General features: G+C 69.3%; 17 protein-coding genes. 9 read left to right on the top strand and 8 right to left on the bottom strand.

Annotated elements, in window-relative coordinates; all coding sequences use genetic code 11:
* Positions 1-118 precede the first annotated feature (118 nt).
* From ABIE21_RS05090 to ABIE21_RS05110, 5 genes are read left to right on the top strand one after another with little or no spacing between them, the layout of a single operon-like run.
* Complete coding sequence (locus tag ABIE21_RS05090) at positions 119-1,168, top strand: acyl-CoA dehydrogenase (protein WP_354023684.1); 1,050 nt, start codon at positions 119-121, stop codon at positions 1,166-1,168.
* Positions 1,165-2,523 carry a PIG-L family deacetylase gene (locus tag ABIE21_RS05095; RefSeq protein WP_354023685.1) on the top strand — a complete coding sequence of 453 codons (1,359 nt, stop codon included), beginning with the start codon at positions 1,165-1,167 and terminating at the stop codon, positions 2,521-2,523. The genes ABIE21_RS05090 and ABIE21_RS05095 overlap by 4 nt, the downstream gene beginning before the upstream one ends.
* A 5-nt stretch (positions 2,524-2,528) precedes the next feature.
* On the top strand, positions 2,529-3,218 hold the full coding sequence (locus ABIE21_RS05100) for a glycosyltransferase (protein ID WP_354023686.1): 690 nt from the start codon (positions 2,529-2,531) through the stop codon (positions 3,216-3,218).
* Positions 3,219-3,250: 32 nt separating this feature from the next.
* Complete coding sequence (locus ABIE21_RS05105; protein WP_354023687.1) at positions 3,251-3,799, top strand: Dps family protein; 549 nt, start codon at positions 3,251-3,253, stop codon at positions 3,797-3,799.
* A 5-nt stretch (positions 3,800-3,804) separates the two neighbouring features.
* A complete protein-coding gene (locus ABIE21_RS05110) occupies positions 3,805-5,595 on the top strand; it encodes a glycoside hydrolase family 15 protein (RefSeq protein WP_354023688.1) in 1,791 nt (596 codons plus the stop codon).
* Here ABIE21_RS05110 and ABIE21_RS05115 read toward each other — a convergent pair.
* A complete protein-coding gene (locus ABIE21_RS05115) occupies positions 5,549-6,433 on the bottom strand; it encodes an SMP-30/gluconolactonase/LRE family protein (protein WP_354023689.1) in 885 nt (294 codons plus the stop codon). The two genes, ABIE21_RS05110 and ABIE21_RS05115, sit on opposite strands and share 47 nt — an antisense overlap.
* Positions 6,434-6,518: 85 nt before the next feature.
* On the opposite strand from ABIE21_RS05115, the gene ABIE21_RS05120 reads away from it, so the two are divergent.
* Positions 6,519-7,319 carry an SDR family NAD(P)-dependent oxidoreductase gene (locus ABIE21_RS05120; RefSeq protein WP_354023690.1) on the top strand — a complete coding sequence of 267 codons (801 nt, stop codon included), beginning with the start codon at positions 6,519-6,521 and terminating at the stop codon, positions 7,317-7,319.
* A 56-nt stretch (positions 7,320-7,375) separates the two neighbouring features.
* Here the strand turns inward: ABIE21_RS05120 and ABIE21_RS05125 are convergent, their stop codons facing one another.
* Complete coding sequence (locus tag ABIE21_RS05125) at positions 7,376-8,269, bottom strand: SDR family oxidoreductase (RefSeq protein ID WP_354023691.1); 894 nt, start codon at positions 8,267-8,269, stop codon at positions 7,376-7,378.
* A gap of 50 nt (positions 8,270-8,319) precedes the next feature.
* Positions 8,320-9,057, bottom strand: coding sequence for a response regulator transcription factor (locus ABIE21_RS05130; protein ID WP_354023692.1), 738 nt, complete (start codon positions 9,055-9,057; stop codon positions 8,320-8,322).
* Positions 9,058-9,392: 335 nt separating this feature from the next.
* Between ABIE21_RS05130 and ABIE21_RS05135 the strand changes: the two genes are divergently transcribed.
* The gene (locus ABIE21_RS05135) at positions 9,393-10,196 is read left to right on the top strand and encodes a LysM peptidoglycan-binding domain-containing protein (RefSeq protein ID WP_354023693.1); all 804 of its coding nucleotides are present in this window, start codon (positions 9,393-9,395) and stop codon (positions 10,194-10,196) included.
* Here ABIE21_RS05135 and pnuC read toward each other — a convergent pair.
* From pnuC to ABIE21_RS05155, 4 genes are all read right to left on the bottom strand, one after another.
* Complete coding sequence (pnuC, locus tag ABIE21_RS05140) at positions 10,154-10,825, bottom strand: nicotinamide riboside transporter PnuC (RefSeq protein WP_354023694.1); 672 nt, start codon at positions 10,823-10,825, stop codon at positions 10,154-10,156. The genes ABIE21_RS05135 and pnuC overlap by 43 nt on opposite strands.
* Before the next feature lie 77 nt (positions 10,826-10,902).
* Complete coding sequence (locus ABIE21_RS05145; protein WP_354023695.1) at positions 10,903-11,364, bottom strand: SRPBCC family protein; 462 nt, start codon at positions 11,362-11,364, stop codon at positions 10,903-10,905.
* A 45-nt stretch (positions 11,365-11,409) separates the two neighbouring features.
* The gene (locus tag ABIE21_RS05150; RefSeq protein ID WP_354023696.1) at positions 11,410-11,985 is read right to left on the bottom strand and encodes a GNAT family N-acetyltransferase; all 576 of its coding nucleotides are present in this window, start codon (positions 11,983-11,985) and stop codon (positions 11,410-11,412) included.
* A gap of 34 nt (positions 11,986-12,019) precedes the next feature.
* Positions 12,020-13,129 (bottom strand): hypothetical protein, encoded by a 1,110-nt coding sequence (locus tag ABIE21_RS05155; protein WP_354023697.1) that lies wholly within the window; start codon positions 13,127-13,129, stop codon positions 12,020-12,022.
* 175 nt (positions 13,130-13,304) lie between these two features.
* Here ABIE21_RS05155 and ABIE21_RS05160 point away from each other — a divergent pair, with 175 nt between their 5' ends.
* On the top strand, positions 13,305-14,714 hold the full coding sequence (locus ABIE21_RS05160; RefSeq protein ID WP_354023698.1) for an ATP-binding protein: 1,410 nt from the start codon (positions 13,305-13,307) through the stop codon (positions 14,712-14,714).
* On the opposite strand, the gene ABIE21_RS05165 is transcribed toward ABIE21_RS05160, so the two are convergent.
* Positions 14,701-16,146 (bottom strand): DUF2252 domain-containing protein, encoded by a 1,446-nt coding sequence (locus ABIE21_RS05165; protein WP_354023699.1) that lies wholly within the window; start codon positions 16,144-16,146, stop codon positions 14,701-14,703. The genes ABIE21_RS05160 and ABIE21_RS05165 overlap by 14 nt on opposite strands.
* Before the next feature lie 167 nt (positions 16,147-16,313).
* Between ABIE21_RS05165 and ABIE21_RS05170 the strand changes: the two genes are divergently transcribed.
* Positions 16,314-17,945 carry an MFS transporter gene (locus ABIE21_RS05170; RefSeq protein ID WP_354023700.1) on the top strand — a complete coding sequence of 544 codons (1,632 nt, stop codon included), beginning with the start codon at positions 16,314-16,316 and terminating at the stop codon, positions 17,943-17,945.
* Positions 17,946-17,951: the final 6 nt, after the last annotated feature.

Consider the following 17,951-nt stretch of genomic DNA (forward strand, 5'->3'; position numbering starts at 1 on the left):
TCGCACCACGACGGAGGCGAGACGTTCTGGGCACCATGCTGGCATGACCTGCGGGGTCTAGCACGTCGCCACTCCCGAGTCCATCCCTGCGCGGTGCGGCCGTCGCGAACGTAGCCTGATGTCTCCCATGCCAGCTCTGCCCGTTCTCCTAGCCGCGCGTCCGCACCAGACAGGGCCTCTCCTCTCTGTCGTCGGGCGTTCGATGCCGCTCGGCGTCGACGACGCCCTGGCCACCGCGACGCTCCTCGGCACCCTGGCGACGTCGCCCGGCCGAGGCTCGACCCGCGACCTGTGGGAGGCGCTCGCCACGATGGCGGCATACGACCTCGGGGCGGCCCGTGCCGTCGAACCGCACCTCGACGCCCTCGCCATCCTCGAGCAGGCGGGGGCGCGGGCGGATGACTCGCCCGCAGGCCCGCGAACATGGGGAGTCTTCGCCGCGGAGGGCGGCCCCGACCCGCTGGTCGCCCGCCCCGACGGCCGCCGCTGGCTGCTCACCGGGACGAAGCCGTGGTGCTCGCTCGCCGACAGGCTGAGCAACGCCCTCGTGAGCGCCCGCACGCCCGACGGAGCCCGGATGCTGTTCGCCGTCTCCCTCGCCGACCCCGGGGTGAGGGCAGACTCCTCGGCCTGGAATGCGCGCGGACTCAGCGAGATCCCCAGCGGACCGGTGCGCTTCGACGCGGTGGAGGCCGCGCCCGTCGGCGACGCCGGCTGGTACCTCGACCGTGCCGGCTTCGCGTGGGGCGGAATCGGGGTGGCAGCCTGCTGGTTCGGCGGCGCCGTCGGCATCGCTCGGAGTGTGTACGCAGCCGGTGGCACCGGCGACCCCTCCCCATTTCTGCTCATGCATCTGGGGGCGATCGACGAGCTCGTCGAGTCGTCACGCCGCGCCCTCGCCGAGGCGGCCACGCTCGTCGACGCCGGCGAGGCGACCGGGTCGGAAGGCGGCCTGCTCGCGAAGCGCGTGCGCGCCACCGTGGCACGCGCCTGCGAGGAGATCGTCGTCCGAGCCGGCCACGCCCTGGGGCCCGCTCCGCTCGCCCTCGACGCCGACCACGCCAAACGCGTCGCCGACCTCCAGCTCTACGTGCGCCAGCACCACGCCGAACGCGACCAGAGCTCCCTCGGCCGTGCGCTGGTCGCCGCGGGAGGCGCACCGTGGTGACGTTCGATTCCCGGCTCCCCGGCACGAACGTCGATGTCTGGCAGCGCGACGGCCGCCTGGCCGACGTGCCCGCCCTCGAACTGTCCGGCATCCGCCGCCTGGTCGTTGTGGGCGCCCATCCCGACGATGAGACTCTCGGCGCCGGCGCGCTGATCGCCGAATGCGCCGCGGCCGGAATCGACGTGACCGTCGTGGTGGTCACCGACGGCGGGGCCTCGCACCCCGACTCCCCGTCGACGACACCCGAGCACCTCCGACGGCTGCGTGGCACCGAGACCCTGGAGGCCATGCGTCACCTCGCGCCGGAGGCGGTCGTGCACTCCCTCGACTTTCCCGACGGCGCCGTGCGGGAGCACCGCGACGAGATCGCCACCGCACTGCGCGTGCACCTGTCGGGCGACGATGTTCTGCTCGCCGCCCCCTGGCGCGGCGACGGACACCGCGACCACCGGGTGCTCGGCGAGATCTGTGCGAGCCTGGCCGACGAGGCGGGGGTGGCGCTGCTCGAGTACCCCGTCTGGCTCTGGCACTGGGCCGCGCCCGACGACGACGAGGTGCCGTGGGACGCCTTCGTCGCGCTGGCCCCCAGCCGCGCATCGCTCGACGCCAAGCGACGGGCGATCGGCGAATACACCTCGCAGACCCTGGCGCTCGGCGACGGCCCGGGCGACGAGGCGGTGCTGCACCCCGAGTTCCTGCGCAACTTCCGCGGCGACCGCGAGGTCTACGTTGGGAGGCGGCGCGCCGAGACGGTGCTCGACCAGTCGTACTTCGATGCCCTGTACCGGCGCCACGACGACCCGTGGGGCTTCACGAGCCGCTGGTACGAGCGGCGCAAGCGCGCCGCGACGTTGGCCGCTCTGCCCGAGGAGCGCTTCGCGTCGGCGTTCGAGATCGGCTGCTCGATCGGCGTGCTCACCGAACAGCTCGCGGGCAGGTGCGACAGCCTGCTCGCCGTCGACGTGTCCCAGGCGGCCGTCGACCGCGCCCGCCTCCGACTGGCAGCGCAGGCGAACGTGCGTGTGGGACGCGTCGACGTGGCATCCGCCTTCCCCTCGGGCGACTTCGACCTCATCGTGCTCAGCGAGGTCGGCTACTACTTCACCCTCGGTGTGCTCGAGCGCGTGCTCGACGACGCCGTCGACGCACTCTCCGCAGGCGGAACCTTCGTCGCCTGCCACTGGCGGCATCAGGTCGACGACTACGCCCTGACCGGCGACGAGGTGCACAGCGCCATCGCCACCGCTCTCGACGGACGGATGACCCGGATGGTCCGTCACGAGGAAGACGACTTCCTGCTCGACGTGTATTCCCCCGACCCCCGCTCGGTGGCCGTGCGCACGGGGATCCTGTGAGGCACATGGTGGTGGTGATCCCGGCGCGGGACGAGCAGGCCCTGGTCGCCCGGTGCCTGTCATCGGTGATCGCCGCAGGGCGATACCTGCGGTCGCGTCATCCCGGAGTCGGAGTCTCGATCGTGCTGGTCGCCGACGACTGTGCGGATGACACGTCCCTGATCGCCCGCGGTTTCGACGACGTGACCGTGCTCGACATCGACGCGGGCAACGTCGGCATCGCCCGCGCGACCGGAGTGCACGCCGCCCTCGCCGCCGTCAGCGTCCCCACGTCCGAGGTCTGGATCGCCAACACCGACGCCGACTCCGTGGTGCCGCGTCGCTGGCTGGTCGAGCAGCTGCGCCAGGCCAGACGCGGCGCTGACCTCGTCGTGGGAACCGTGCGCCCCGAGTTCGCCGACCTCACCGAGGAGCAGGTGCGCGCCTGGTCGGCCCGCCGTACCGCCGCGCCGAACGGCCATGTGCACGGCGCCAACCTCGGCGTCGGCGCCGACGTGTATCTCGCCGCCGGCGGCTTCGAGCCGATCGCCGAACACGAAGACGTCGGCCTCGCCGAACGGTGCGTCAGAGCGGGCGCGACGATGGTCGCCACCGCGCGCTGCGAGGTGACGACCTCCGGCCGGCCGGTGGGGCGCACCCCCGGCGGCTATGCCCGCTACCTCACCACAGACCTGCTCGCCGATCCCGCGCTCTAGCGCAACCTGAGAAAAGAGAGAAAGAGGAAATCATGACCACCATCGAACGCAACGTCGCAGCTCCCGCCGACGGCGGAGCCAAGCCCACCCGCCGCCAGAACGCGGAGAAGGGGTTCACCGCGTCGAAGGAGCTGATCGAGAACATGCAGCGCGTGCATGTCGACCTCATCGAGCTGCACCTGCAGGGCAAGCAGGCGCACTGGAACGTCGTGGGCAAGAACTTCCGCGACCTGCACCGCCAGCTCGACGAGATCGTCGAGGAGGCGCGTGAGTTCAGCGACACCGTCGCCGAGCGCCTGCGCGCACTGCACGCCGTGCCCGACGGACGCAGCGACACGGTCGCCGCGACGACGACGCTGCCCGAATACCCCAACGGAGAGATCGACACCGCCACCACCGTCGACCTCATCACCCAGCGTCTCGAGGCGACCGTCGGCACCATGCGCGAGGTGCACGACGACGTCGACGACGCCGACCCGACGAGCGCCGACATCCTGCACGCCATCATCGAACGCCTCGAGCAGTTCGCGTGGATGGTCTCGGCCGAGAACCGCACGCCCGCCGCCGGCAAGAAGGCCTGACCGGCATGGGGGTTCGCACCGGCGAGGTCGATCTTCGCTCCTACGGCGCGATCGGCGACGGGCGCACCGTCGCGCTGATCGCGGCCGACGGCGGGGTCGACTGGCTGCCGGTGCCGAATCTCGCGTCGCCCCCGGTCTTCGCGCGGCTTCTCGACGCGGAGAACGGGGGCGCCATCGAGCTCGCGCCCGTCGAGCCGTTCACCGTGACCCGGCGCTACGTACAGGGCACCAATGTGCTGCAGACCACGTTCGAGACCGCGTCCGGGGCGGCCACGGTCACCGACGCCCTGGTCACAGGGATCGCGGGGCGGCTGCCCTGGGTCGAGATCGCCCGACGCATCGAGGGAGTGCGCGGCAGCGTGCGCTTCCGCTGGCTCGTCGAGCCCGGATCGCGACTGGGAACGGCGTCCCCGTGGATCGACGAGACGACCCACGGGCCGGTGATCCGCGTCGACGGGGTCACCATCGCGGTCCGCGGCCTCGACCACCGGCCGCGGCGCAGCGGCCGCGGATCGATCCGCGGATCGTTCACGACGTCGAGGGACTCCAGGCACCTGCTCACCATCGTGGGCTCGGCAGACGAGCCCCTGCACCTCCCCGACGCGGGCAACGTCGACCGCGGCATCGACCGCACCATCGACAACTGGCGCCTGTGGTCGCGCGAGTTCAGCTACGGCGGCCCGTGGGCCGACGCCGTGCAGCGCAGCGCGCTCGCGCTCAAGCTGCTCATCTTCAGTTCGACGGGCGCGATCGCCGCCGCGGCCACCACGTCGCTGCCCGAGTCGCTCGTCGGCGGCAAGAACTGGGACTACCGCTTCGCCTGGGTGCGCGACCTCGCCTACACGGTCACCGCGCTCACACGTTTCGGCCTCAGGGAGGAGACGCACGCCGCCGTGTCCTGGCTGCTGCGCACCATCCGCTCGAACGGTCCCGGCCTGCACGTCTTCTACACGCTCGAGGGAGAGCTCCCGGGCGGGGTGCAGACCCACGACGTGCCCGGGTGGAAGGGCATCGGCCCCGTCGTCACCGGAAACCCCGCCGGCGAACAGCTGCAGCTGGGTGTCTACGGCGACCTGTTCGACGTGATGCGCCGCTACGTGGAGGCCGGCAACGTGCTCGACGCCGACACGGGGCGCATGCTCGCCGGCGTGGCCGACGCCACGTGCGACGCCTGGCAGTCGAAGGACCACGGCATGTGGGAGCTCCCCGACACGCAGCACTACACCTCGTCGAAGATGGGCTGCTGGAGTGCGCTCGACAACGCCGTGCGGCTGTGCGACCTGGGCCAGATCCCGGGCAGCGCCACTCGCTGGGCCGCCGAGCGCGACGCCATCCGCGAGTGGATCGAGGAGAACTGCTGGTCAGACGAGCGCGGGGCGTACGTCTTCTACGCCGGGACCGACGAGCTCGACGCGTCCGTGCTGCTGCACGCCCCCAGCGGTTTCGACCGCGGCGAACGTATGTCGTCGACGATCGACGCCCTGCGCGCCGAGCTCGGCGCCGGCCCCCTGCTCTACCGGTACAGCGGCGCGCAGTCGGAGGAGGCGACGTTCGTCTCCTGCGCGTTCTGGGCGGCGTCTGCGCTCGCGTGCGTCGGCCGCACCGACGAGGCGGTCGCGTTGATGGACGAGCTCGTCGGCCTCGCGAATGACGTGGGCCTGTACGCGGAGATGATCGACGCCGACTCGAAGGACTTCCTCGGCAACTTCCCGCAGGCGCTCAGCCATCTCGCCCTCGTCAACACGGCGATCACGATCGAGGAGCTGACGAGAAAACCCGGGCGGCGAACCCGGTAGTCGAGGTCTCGAGGGCGAATACCGAGCCTGAGAGCGGATGCGCCTCGAGCTGCTCCTCCGTGAGGTTCTCGCGGGCGCTCGTGACGTACAGGGCCGATCCGGCGAACGCGACCGACGTGACGTTCGGCACGGGAAAGCCGTGGCGTTCCCGCTCGCGGCCGGTGTCGTCGTACCTGACCACGACACCCTCGCCGTAGATGGCGCTCCACAGCCAGCCGTCGGCGTCCATGACCAGGCCGTCGTGCGCGTCGCCGCTATGGAACACCTCCGGCTCGCCGCGAATCCCCGCCACAGAGTACTCGGCCGTGTAGATCGTGCTCACGCTCGTGTCGGTGAAGTAGATGCGGTCTCCGTCGGGCGACCACTCGAGGCCGTTGGCCGTGCCGACTCCCCCGGCGAGCACGTCGACGCGGCCGTCGGCGGACACGGCGTAGAAGGCGCCGTCGGCGACCCCCTTGGTGAGGTCCATCGACCCGGTCACCCAACGGCCGAAAGGGTCGACCTTTCCCTCGTTGAGACGCATGCCAGGGTGGGCGTGGTCGATGCGCGCCAGCTCGCTCAGGATCTCGCCGTCGGCGCTCGCGAGCACCACCCTGTCCCAGAGCGAGACGACCAGACCGGGTTCGCCGTCGAGGTCGGCGAGGTGGAAGGAGGCAACGGGGGCCGGCAGCGCGATCACGGTGTCGTCGCTGCCGTCGGCGGCGCCGTTCAGGGGGCTGCGGTGCACGAGTCCGGCCGTGATGTCGCACCACAGGAGTGCTCGAGCCGTGGCATCCAGAACCAGGCTCTCGCCCAGGATCGCCGGTGAGCGACGGAAGACTGCGGGTTCGTGTGTCATCGACCAAGACCAGCACGGTAAAGGATTCGACGATAGGGGTTGTCAAGGCCTCGGCGGTCTCGCGGCTCAAACCTACGGTTGGATGATGGAACTCAACATCGCAGGCAAGACGGCCCTCGTATCGGGAGCGGACTCCGGCATCGGCTGGGAGACCGCGAGAACCCTCCTCGCCGAGGGCGCGACCGTCGTCATCACCGACATCGACCAGACACTGCTCGACGAGGCAGCGGTAAGGCTGGGCGCCGACGACTCACGGCTCTTCGCCTTCGCGGCCGACGTGCGCAGCCTCGAGTCGATCGCGGCGCTGGCCGAGCGGGTGAACGAAGCCGTGGGCGACATCGACATCCTCGTGCAGTCGTCCGGCATCACGGGAGCACAGGGGCTGTTCCATGAGATCGACGACGACGGGTGGACGGAGACGCTGGCTGTCGACCTGCTCGGTCCGGTCCGGTTGGTCCGGGCCTTCCTTCCCGCCCTGCGTCGCGGCGGCTGGGGGCGCATCGTCTTCGTCGCGTCGGAGGACGCCGTGCAGCCGTACGACGACGAGCTGCCGTACTGCGCCGCGAAGGCCGGCGTGCTCGCGCTCGCCAAGGGGCTGTCGCGCAGCTACGCCCGCGAGGGTCTGCTGGTGAACGCCGTGTCCCCCGCGTTCATCCACACCCCGATGACCGACGCCATGATGCAGAAGCGGGCGGAGGAGAACGGCACCTCGGTCGACGAGGCCATCTCGAGCTTCCTCGACGAGGAGCGGCCCTATATGGAGCTGAAGCGTAGAGGCAAGCCGGAGGAGGTCGCGAACGTGATCGCGTTCCTGTGCTCTGACCTGGCGAGCTTCGTCAACGGCTCGAACTACCGCGTCGACTCGGGGTCGGTCGCGACGATCTGAGCGGCGGTCCCTGAGCCTGTCGAAGGGGCGCTTCGACAGGCTCAGCGACGGCGCGGTTAGTGCAGCGGCTCGCCGCCGCTCACGACGATGGTCTCGCCGCTGGTGTAGCTCGCCTCTTGCGAGGCGAGGTAGACGTAGGTCGACGCTATCTCGGCGGGCTGTCCGGGACGGCCGTACGGCACCGCCTCGCCGAACGACTCGATCTTCTCGTTCGGCACCGAGCTCGGCTGCAGTGGCGTCCAGAACGGGCCGGGCGCCACTCCGTTGACGCGGATGCCGTCCTCGGCGAGCTGCTGCGCCATGCCGCGTGTGAAGTTCGCGATGCCGGCCTTCGTGACCGCGTACTCGACGAGCGTCGGCGACGGGTGGAACCCCTGCACCGACGAGGTGGTGATGATGGCGGCGCCAGGCGAGAAGTGCTTCTTGGCCGCCTTGGTCATCCAGAACATGTTGTGCACGTTGAGTCGCAGCAGGTGGTCGAAGGTCTCGGTGTCGAAGTCGTCGATGCTGTCGACGGTGGGCATCTCGCCGGCGACCATCACGAGGATGTCGAGCCCGCCGAGCTGCTCTGCCGCCTGGTTCACGACGTCGATGCTCACCTGCTCGTCGGAGAGATCGCCCGGCAGCAGCACCGCCTTCTGTCCCGCCTTCTCGACGTACGACGCGGTGCTGTCGCCCTCTGGCTGCTCCTCCTCGAGGTAGCTGAGCGCGACATCCGCTCCCTCGCGGGCGAACGCGATGGCCACAGCGCGGCCGATTCCCGAGTCGGCGCCGGTGACGAGCGCCTTCCGCCCGGCAAGACGGCCGTGGCCGACGTAGCTCTCCTCGCCGTGGTCGGGCTTGGGATCCATCTCCGGCGCGTGGCCGGGCGTCGACTGCTGCTGGGGTTTGAACGGCGGCGCGGGGTAGAGGTCGATGGGGTTACGGGGCGTGTAGATGTCCTTCGTCATCCTTCTGGTCTACCAGCGACACGGAATGCCCGCAGAGGGTGGCTTTTAGCTCATTCGTGAGCTACCGGCGCCTCCACCCAGAGACTGCCGTTCGACGAGCGCACGAGGGGTTCGGCGTCATGGTCCACGATCTCGCTCAGACGGTGCGCCGCCCGCGCCGCGGCGGTCTCCGTCACGGTGTGTCCGGCGAGACCGAGCGAGCGGATGACGCCGGTGCCGTCGACGGGGTCGCCCCGCCGCTCGATCAGTATCCGCAGCAGCGCCGTCTCGAGTCTCGACAGGATGAGGGGGTCGCCGTTGCGCCAGGCCTGACCGGTGCCGGTGTCGAGAACGAGGTCGGCGAAGAGCAGGCTGGTGTCTGCGAGGCCCGCGCGACGGAACACCGAGCGCAGCCGGGCCGTCACCTCCTCGAGCCCGAACGGCTTGGTCATGTAGTCGTCCCCGCCGGCGGCGAATGCGGCCAGCCGATCGTCGAGGGTCGACCGACCGGTGAGGAAGATGACCGGAGCGTCGATGCCGCTGTCACGCAACTGGGAGACCACGGCGACCCCGCTGATGTCGGGCAGGGTCATGTCGAGCAGGATCGCGTCGGGGGCGAACCGATGGGCAACCCGCACCGCATCGACACCCGTCGCGAGCGTCTCCACGTGCCAGCCTTCGAAGGTGAGCGCGAGGGTGAGGAGATCGGTGAGCGCCTCCTCCTCGTCGACGACGAGCACGCGATTCTTGCGCCGGGATGGCGCAGCCCGGTCGAGGCGGTCGATCACCCCGGTGTCCGGACCCGTCACCAGGTCACGCTCACGCTCGTCGTCGGCGGCAGTTCGATGTCTTCGGGCGAAATCGGCGCGGCGGTGGCGGACTGCTGCTCGACGGTGTCGACGATAGCGTTCACGGCAAACCTCTTTTCGTGGGAGTACTTCCACTCTGTCGCGAGACTGCGCCGGTGTCGTCGTCCGTTCAGGTGATCTCCGACTAGTACCAACGGTGTAGATGCCCATGAATGTGCTGATCATGCGGCGTTGCGACCGCCGTTTGCGGTAAACGATGAGAAAAACCCCACGGGAGCCGCGCTCTATGCAAAGCTATCGACCGAAGTTCTTCTCTTTTCGAGCGAGGCCTATCCATGACCCCACGACGTCACCCGAAGATGTTGGGCGCCACCCTAGTCATCACCGTGCTCGCCCTGACAGGGTGCAGCCCCACGGCGACTACCCTGCCGACGACCGCGCTGCCGTCACTGGTCGACTCCACGACCACCGCGAGCATCGAGGTCTCGCCCGTCGCCATGAAGAGCGGCACGGTCGTCGCGACCGGGCCTCTCACGTCGGTCGACGGACGCACGACCGGTTCCGTCTCGGTGATCGCGGCGAGTGTCGGGCGGTTCGACCTGAGGATCGACGGATTCACCTCGCCGCGCACGGGCGAGGCAGTGCTCAACTTCAGCGCGCAACCGTTCGACGAGCAGCGCTACTGCGACAACGGCTTCGTGATCTACCAGCTGGGTGTGGTCACGCTCGCCCCGAGCATGCTGGTCGACATGAGTTTCGACGGCACGCTCTCCCGCGGCAATCCCGACTTCATCGACACGGTGCTTCTCACCAGCAACGACCCGGCCGCCGAGCGCACGGGCTGCTTCTACCCGGTGATAGCGTCGGCCGAACTCGAGTGGACGATGCCGGATCTGCGACCGGACATCGCCGTGGTCGACTCCGGTGCGGCGGGCGGCGCGGGCGGTACCGCGACGAGCGTCGACGGTGAGATCACCGCCTACACGGTGGCGCCGGGAGACGTGCTGGCCGAGATCGCCAAGCGGTTCGGCATCTCGATCGCCGACCTGTTCTACCTGAACCCGGGCCGCGCCCCGAACCCGCAGGACCCGACTGCCTACACCGGCGAGGTGCTCAACCTCGACAAGTCGGCGCGCTGACGCGCTCGCGCCCAGACGAAGAAGCCGACGAGCGTGAACGCGCCGTAGAAGACGTACATCAGCCCGGACGCGTAATAGCCGGCGCTGAACAGCAGCGGCACACCGACTATGTCGACCGCCACCCAGATGAGCCAGAATTCGACCCACCCCTTGGCCATGCCGTAGGTGGCGAGCAGCGACCCGGTGAAGATCCAGGCGTCGGCCCAGACGGGCTCGAATGAACCGAGCGCCGCGAAGACGGGGCTGAGCACGGCGGTGCCGGCCACGAGTCCGAGCACCAGCAGAACCCGCGTCCGCGCGCCCGCCCAGCGCGGCTCGACGGCGGCACCGACGGACTCCTCGCTGTGCCTCCACCGGTACCAGCCGTAGATCGACACGGCGATGAACATGATCTGACGACCGGCTTGGCCGAGCAGGTTGACCGGGTTCGGCGTCTCGAAAACGGCGCCGAGGAAGACGGTGAACAGAAGCGCGTTGCCGGCGATGCCCACCGGCCACGCCCACACCTTGCGCCGCATGCCCCCGAGCGCGCTCAACAGCCCGAAGACGTTGCCGACGATCTCTCGCCAGAGCACCGTCTGGTCGCCGATGACCAGTTGCGCGTCGAACAACCAGCTTATGAACGGCATCAGGGCTCCTCGGGCTGGCCCATGCCACCCACGTCACGGCTCACAACGCCGTGGGGCGCAGGATAATTCCTGCCAGACTAGGCCCCCGCGCGCTCCTCGGCGATCTCCTTCAGCCTGGCGAGGGCGAGGGGCCACATCTCGTCGAACATCTCGACGAACTGCTCGTCGCTGTCGAGTTCGACCAGCACCGTCGTCACGCCGTCGTCCTCGCTGAAGGTGTAGTTCTCGTGGCTTCCGGCGATCAGCTTCGCCTGCTCGCTATCGAGATCGTCGACACCCTTCTCCACCTGCCCGAGATAGCGCACCGAGACGAACCGCTGCGGCTCGCTGCGCTCGATGACGCCGATCATTCCCCCCATGGTGCCGTCGTCGTTGGGGCCGAGGAACCGGATCGGGTCGCCGGCCTCCCAGCCGCCTTCGAAGTACGAGCCCTCGTGAAACGCCCCGGTCCAGTCGCGGTAGGTCTCGTCTTCGAGCATCGTCTCCCACACGACGCGAACCGGCGCCGTGATCTTCACCGTATACGTCAGCTTCTTCATGCGCGATTGTAGAGCTGGGCGGGGAGTCGAAATCAAGCGGTTGCCTCAGTCGAGGACGGTCGCATCCGCCGCGGCGTCCGCCGAGGCATCCGTCGCCGCCCCGGGTGTCTGCCTGTCCGGCCGCATCAGCCGGAGCTCGGTGTGATACGCGCCGAACATCTTGCTGGCCCTGCTGCGCGTGCCGATTCCGCGGGTCACGCGGATCAGATCGGGCTCGAACTGCCGCTTGCCGTAGAACTTGCGTGTCTTCTTCAACCGCTCCCACACCCAGAGGTAGTCGGCGTCGGCCTCGGCGAGGAGCGCCGTGCCCACGCCCGTCCGCCGGGCGAACGGTGCGACGTAGACGAAGTAGAGCTCGGTGGATGACTCGTGTCCGGGTTCGCGGCCGGGGCCGGTTCCCACGAAGCCGACGATCTCGCCGTCCAGCTCGGCGACCCACTGCCTGTACGCCTCGCCGCGGCGCACGAACTTGCGCCAGAGCAAGGTCATCGTCGCCGAGTCGAGCTGCGCCAGCACCTCGGGGGTGAGCGTGGTCGAGTACAGCTCCGCCCAACACGACGCGTGCAGCACCCCCAGCGACACCGCGTCCGACAGTTCCGCCCTGCGAATAGCTACCCCCATAGGGCAAACCTAGGGGCACATTGTTTCCGCCGTTTTACGCGCGGGCGACGAACTGGGTCGCATCCTCGACATCGTCGCTGCGGTGCGTTGCGCCCGTGGTGCGCAGGAACACGATCAGCCAGCTGAAGACCATCAGCCCGACGACCAGCTCGACGGCGGTGAGATTGTAGTAGCCGGTGACGAACAGCACGGCGAGAAGCACGGTCACACCCACGAAGGCATAGCCGAGCAGCGCGAATGTTCTGGAGATCGACGGTACGAGACGCGGCAGGGCGAGCACCAGCGCCACGAAGACGATGGCCATTCCCGTCGCGGCGACGTTGTGCGCGGTGAGGTACCTGTCGACCGGGAAGACGCCGACGCAGGCGAGGAGCACGCCCATCACCACGAGAGCCGTCCGGACGGCGCTTTGCCCCCGCGCCAGCCTCGGCTCGGTCGCGGGGATGGCCGCTGTCGCGTAGTGCGCGATCGTCGTGACGATGACACCGGCGATGATCAGGGTGATGTTGAACGCGAGCGACGAGACGTCGTCCGACATGCCCAGGGCGCTGAGGTTCTTCTCCCACCAGAGCGGATCCGTGGCACTCAGCATGCTCGCGAAGATGCCGGTGACGAGAAAGGCCGCGAGGACGAGCGACAGCAGCATGGGGGTGAGCTTCACTGCGGAGAGGAAGACCACGTAGGCGGTCACCCCGAGGCCCACGCCGCCGAGCGCCACGGACGGCAGCGGGAACACGACCGCCCCCGAGAAGCTCTTCGCGAGCAGGTCGGCGATGGCGAGCCAGCCCAGCAGTGCGATCACACCGTGGGCCAGGGCGAGGGCGGCGATGTCGAACCAGTGCAGCCGCGCGCCCGGCGTCTCGACACCGTTCGCGGTCGGGCGCCCGGCGCGTGCATCCGACGCGACCAGTGCGCGCGCGGCGACGAAGACGACGGCGGCGGCGAGTCCCGATCCGATTGCGACGAACTGGCCGATGGAGCCTCTCCCGGAGATGGGCAGCGACTGCCCCCAGAACGCCACGAGAGCCACGATCGCCCCGATCGAGAAGACGATGGCGCCGACGACGAGCGCCGACGACTCGAGCGACTCGGAGTTCGCGACGGGATGCCGCAGCAGCCGCCTGATCGGCACCGGCCCGCTCATCCTGGCTCCCCTCACGGCCGGCGAGCCGATAGACGGGCGCCGGATGAATCGACGCTAGAACCCGCGCTCCGCCGTCGCCTCATTCCATCGGGGTGAGGCGGTCGACAACCGTGCGGCTACTGTGGCGCTGAGAGCCGCCGTGGACACACCGAGGCGTCAGACCGAGAGGGGCACCATGACCGTCGCCGCCATTCCACAAGAGCGGGCGTCGGCGGTATCACTCGACGGTCGACGTTTCGAGTTCGTGGCGCCGGTCGACGCGACCGTCGACCCCGGCAGGTTCGTCACCCTGCACCCCGACGAGGGAGGGACCCAGCTGGGCCAGGTCGACGCCACCGCCCTCTCGGGCGGCTCGGTGGTCGGCGACGGCCGCATCCTCGGCGTGATCTCTGCCGACGGGCAGACGTTCGACCGCGGGGTGTCCCGAGCGTTCGCCCGCGCGTCAGTGGTCGACGCCGCGGCAGCGACGGTCGGCCTGCTCTTCTCGACAGCGAACGCCGCTCTTCCCGTCGGCGCCTTCCTCGACTCCCCCGCCGTCACCGCTCGACTGCTGGCGGACCGCTTCAACCGTCACACGTTCTGGTGCGGCCAGAGCGGTTCGGGCAAGACCTACGCTCTCGGTGTCGTGCTCGAGCAGCTCCTCTTGCGAACCCGTCTGCCGATGGTGATCTTCGATCCGAACGCCGACTTCGTCACCCTGCGTGAACCGAACCCGAGGAACGCCGATGCCGACGCGGCCGCAGAACTCGCCGACCGGGACATCCGCATTCTCCGTCCGTCGTCGGCCGACGCTCAGCCGTTGCGGGTGCGCTTCGTCGACCTTCCCCCGCGCGCCAAGGGCGCCGTGCTGCAACTGCACCCTCTCGACAACCGCGACGAGTACAACGAGCTCGTGCACATGGAGGCGATGCTCGGCACGCTGGTGCCCGACGCCATCGTGCCGCTGCTGCTCGAGCGGGACACCGTGGCGTCGCGGTCGCTGGCCGCGCGGATGGAGAATCTGCGCATCCTCGAGTGGGACGTGTGGGCGGCGGGAGCCGAAGCGGTGACCGACATCGTCGAGCAGCGGCCCGATGCGACGGTGCTCGACCTGGGCGGCTTCGCGTTCCCCGAGGAGTCGCTCGTCGTGGCGCTCGCCGTGCTCGACGACCTCTGGGCGAAGCGCGAGCTGCGTCGGCCGGTGCTGCTGGTGATCGACGAGGCGCACAACCTCTGCTCTCCCGACGAGACCAGCCCCCTCCACGTCGCTGTTCGCGAACGGATCATCCAGATCGCCGCCGAAGGACGCAAGTTCGGGCTGTGGCTGCTGCTGTCGACCCAGCGCCCGTCGCGGGTTCACCCGAGCATCGTCTCGCAGTGCGACAACCTCGCGCTGATGAAGATGACGTCGCCGGTCGACCTCGCCGAGCTCGCGACGATCTTCGGCTTCGTACCGCCCGCCATGCTCGAGCGCGCGCCGCGCTTCCGGCAGGGCGAGGCGCTGTTCGCGGGCGGCTTCGTGCCGGTGCCGACCATGGCGAAGATGGGCGGACGCCTCACCCGGGAGGGCGGCGGCGACGTCACGGTGCCGATCAGGACGGAGTGACGGCCGCCGCGTCGGTCTTCAGACGACCGGATGCCACGGCCTCACGGAACGCGGCGAAGTCGATGTCGTTCTGCTCGGCGTAGCGCTCGGCGAAGGCCGAGATCGCCCGGTCGAACTTGTCGCCACCGCCGAGGTAGGCCTTGATGGCGACTCTGTCACCCGACCGGGCGTGGGCCCGTGCCAACGTCTCACCGCAGAGCCGCGCGTAGATGCGCGCCACCGAGTACCGCATGCCGTCGACGTCGACCGATCCCTTCCAGTCGGTCAACTGGCGCAGGTAGAAGTCGCGGCCGACGTCGTCGAATCCCACGACCCGCTGCCAGCCGAGGAAGATGTCGCTCGCGGCCTGCATGATCCGCTGACCGCGAACTACGCGCTCGCCGTGGTTCTCATACCGGCTCGGGGGCAGGTACCTCTCGAGCACCGACGACTCGGCCTGCTTGGCCTGCAGGAGCAGCGGGTCGCCGTTGTCGCGGCCCCGCAGCAGCACGACCCAGGCGCGGGTGCCGACGCTGCCGACGCCGACCACCTTGCGCGCCATGTCGACGAACTCGAACTCCCGCACCGGATGGTTCTGCTGGAGCAGCGTCGACCGGTACTCGCGCAGCAGAGCGCGCACGGCCTCCTCGTCCGCCATCCGCTCCCTCCCTGTCGGCCCCAGGTCGGAGAGCGGGACGATCAGCGGGGGCTGGGCCTTTATCCGCAGCTCGCCGTCGACGACGCCGACCAGTTTCGAGAACGCCCTCACACTGTCGCGCAGCCGCGACCTGGCGAGTCCGATCGCGAGGTTCTCGGCATGGGACTTTCCCGCACGCTGACGCCGGACCCAGTCGAATACCTCGTCGGCGTCGAGACGGTCGTACCAGGCCGTCATCACGGGAGACGCGGCGCTCTCCCTCATCCGTTCACGGTATCCGCGAGCGACTGTTCGACTGAGCTGCCGTCGGCGCTCCGGAGAGAAACCGCGGTGACGGCCGGCGACGTCGAAACTCGCGGCGAGGCGCTTGACGTCCCACTCCCACGGGCCGGGCAGAGTCTCGTCGAAGTCGTTGATGTCGAACACGTGCGCACGCTCCGGGCTGGCATAGAAGCCGAAGTTCGACAGGTGGGCGTCGCCGCAGAGCTGCACGGTCAGACCCGAGTCGACGGTGCCCGCGAGGTCGGCCGCCATGATCGCGGCGGCGCCTCGGTAGAACGCGAACGGCGAGGCCAGCATGCGCGCGTGACGGATGGGGACCAGCTCGGGCACGCGGGTGGTCGCCTGCTGCTCGAGCAGCGCGATCGGATCGGGTCGGTCTTCCGCGGGCTCCCAGTGCGCGTGGCCCGAGCGCGGCGCCCTCTCGCGCGCCGCCCTGCCGCGCCGCGCCCGGTCGGGGAACGGGCCGAGCGCGTCGTAGGGCGCCGAATCCGATGGTCCGTCCTGCGTGCTCATGGCCAACTGCCTCCCCGAGGAGCGCGTGTCTGGCGCCCGGTGTAGCGACCGTAACGCCGCGCCAGCGGGTCAACCTCACCCGCCGGGGATGACGGGCGTCCACCTGATTCGGATGAGGCACGCTGCCGCCGGAGGGCCGGAGACTCGGTCTCGGATCGGGTGGTGGCATGAAGAAGTGGTTGGTCGTGATGGTCCTGGGCGCCGCCCAGTTCGTCATGGTGCTCGACGGCACGGTGATGAACGTCTCGATCTCGACGGTCGTCGACGATCTGGACACGACCGTGGCCGCAATGCAGGCGGCGATCACGTTCTACACGCTGACCATGGCGTCGGTGATGCTGCTCGGAGCGAAACTCGGCGACATCCTCGGCCGGCGCCGCGCCTTCGTGATCGGTTCGTGCGTCTATGCGCTCGGGTCGCTGATCACCGCGTTGAGCCCGAACGTCGTGGTGCTGTTCCTGGGCTGGTCGGTCATCGAGGGGCTCGGGGCTGTTCTTGTCATCCCGGCGATCGCGGCGCTCGCGGCCGATAACTACAGCGGGCGTGACCGCATCACCGCATTCGCGGTCATCGGCGCCGTCTCGGGCGCCGCCGTGGCTGCCGGCCCGCTCATCGGCGGGGTCGTCACCACGTACGCGAGCTGGAGGTACGTGTTCGTCGCCGAGGTGGTGATCATGGCCGCCGTCGTCGTCTTCGCGCGCCGCATTGCGGATGCCACGCCGAGACAACAGATTCGCATCGACCTGCTCAGCGTGCTGCTGTCTGCCGCTGGGCTCATCCTCGTCGTCTTCGGGATGCTGCAGAGCAAGACGTGGGGGTGGGTCGCTCCGCTGGCGTCGCCGGTCATCGGGGGTGTCGAGATCGCACCGCTCGGTATCTCGCTCACGGCCTGGTTCGTCCTCGTCGGGGCCGTTCTCCTCTACGCTTTCTCACGGCGCCAGGCGTGGCTCGTCCGCGAGGGACGGCCGCCACTGGTGCACGTCGATCTGTTCTCGATCACCCAGCTGCGGAGCGGCCTCGGCGTGCTCGGCGCCCAGTACGCCGTGACGGCGGGACTCTTCTTCATGGTGCCGGTCTACCTTCAGATGACCCTCGGCTACAACGCGCTCGAGACCGGCATCCGGATCTTCCCTCTGTCGATCTCGCTCATCCTTTTCTCTGTCTTCGGCACGAGGCTGTCGCGCGCGTGGTCGCCTCGTCGCGTCGTGCGCACGGGCCAGGTGATCCTCGTATCCAGCTCGGTGCTGCTTCTCACGTCGGTCACCCCCGAGTTGCGCAGCGGCATTTTCGCTGTCGGGATGTTTCTCGCCGGCGCCGCGCTCGGGCTGCTCGCCTCGCAGATCGGAAACGTCACCATGTCCGCGGTGACCGAGAAGGAGACGAGCGAGGTGGGAGGACTGCAGGGCGTGTTCCAGAACCTGGGCTCTTCGCTGGGCACGGCGCTGATCGGGTCGATCCTCGTCGGGTCGCTGGCGACATCCTTCGCGGGTGGTGTCGCCGACAGCTCCCTGCCCGAAGAGGCGCGCGCCCTGGTGAGCGAGGCTACGGAACGCGGGGTCGCCATCGTGCCGACCGCCGACGTCGAGGAGATAGCGGAAGCGGCCGGTCTCTCCCCCGCCGACGCCGACGCGTTGTCGGAGATCTATCGAGAGTCGCAACTGGCGTCGCTGCGCGTCGCGTTCTTCGGGCTCGTCGCCATCTCGGTCTTCTCGCTCGCGCTCTCACGAGGCATCCCGACGGCTATCGCGGGACGAAGGGACGCCGGGGCTCCCAGGAAGAGCCGCACGAACCGAACCTGAAGGCAG

It is taken from the genome of Conyzicola nivalis, assembly GCF_040548875.1.
Lineage (GTDB): Bacteria > Actinomycetota > Actinomycetes > Actinomycetales > Microbacteriaceae > Conyzicola > Conyzicola nivalis_A.

What these genes read in the sequence shown, in the direction of transcription:
- ABIE21_RS05090 (WP_354023684.1), top strand. Translation starts at nt 119, where the DNA reads ATGTCTCCCATGCCAGCTCTGCCCGTTCTCCTAGCCGCGCGTCCGCAC.
- ABIE21_RS05100 (WP_354023686.1), top strand. Translation starts at nt 2,529, where the DNA reads ATGGTGGTGGTGATCCCGGCGCGGGACGAGCAGGCCCTGGTCGCCCGG.
- ABIE21_RS05105 (WP_354023687.1), top strand. Translation starts at nt 3,251, where the DNA reads ATGACCACCATCGAACGCAACGTCGCAGCTCCCGCCGACGGCGGAGCC.
- ABIE21_RS05110 (WP_354023688.1), top strand. Translation starts at nt 3,805, where the DNA reads ATGGGGGTTCGCACCGGCGAGGTCGATCTTCGCTCCTACGGCGCGATC.
- ABIE21_RS05115 (WP_354023689.1), bottom strand. Translation starts at nt 6,433, where the DNA reads ATGACACACGAACCCGCAGTCTTCCGTCGCTCACCGGCGATCCTGGGC.
- ABIE21_RS05120 (WP_354023690.1), top strand. Translation starts at nt 6,519, where the DNA reads ATGGAACTCAACATCGCAGGCAAGACGGCCCTCGTATCGGGAGCGGAC.
- ABIE21_RS05125 (WP_354023691.1), bottom strand. Translation starts at nt 8,269, where the DNA reads ATGACGAAGGACATCTACACGCCCCGTAACCCCATCGACCTCTACCCC.
- ABIE21_RS05135 (WP_354023693.1), top strand. Translation starts at nt 9,393, where the DNA reads ATGACCCCACGACGTCACCCGAAGATGTTGGGCGCCACCCTAGTCATC.
- pnuC (WP_354023694.1), bottom strand. Translation starts at nt 10,825, where the DNA reads ATGCCGTTCATAAGCTGGTTGTTCGACGCGCAACTGGTCATCGGCGAC.
- ABIE21_RS05145 (WP_354023695.1), bottom strand. Translation starts at nt 11,364, where the DNA reads ATGAAGAAGCTGACGTATACGGTGAAGATCACGGCGCCGGTTCGCGTC.
- ABIE21_RS05150 (WP_354023696.1), bottom strand. Translation starts at nt 11,985, where the DNA reads ATGGGGGTAGCTATTCGCAGGGCGGAACTGTCGGACGCGGTGTCGCTG.
- ABIE21_RS05155 (WP_354023697.1), bottom strand. Translation starts at nt 13,129, where the DNA reads ATGAGCGGGCCGGTGCCGATCAGGCGGCTGCTGCGGCATCCCGTCGCG.
- ABIE21_RS05160 (WP_354023698.1), top strand. Translation starts at nt 13,305, where the DNA reads ATGACCGTCGCCGCCATTCCACAAGAGCGGGCGTCGGCGGTATCACTC.
- ABIE21_RS05165 (WP_354023699.1), bottom strand. Translation starts at nt 16,146, where the DNA reads ATGAGCACGCAGGACGGACCATCGGATTCGGCGCCCTACGACGCGCTC.
- ABIE21_RS05170 (WP_354023700.1), top strand. Translation starts at nt 16,314, where the DNA reads ATGAAGAAGTGGTTGGTCGTGATGGTCCTGGGCGCCGCCCAGTTCGTC.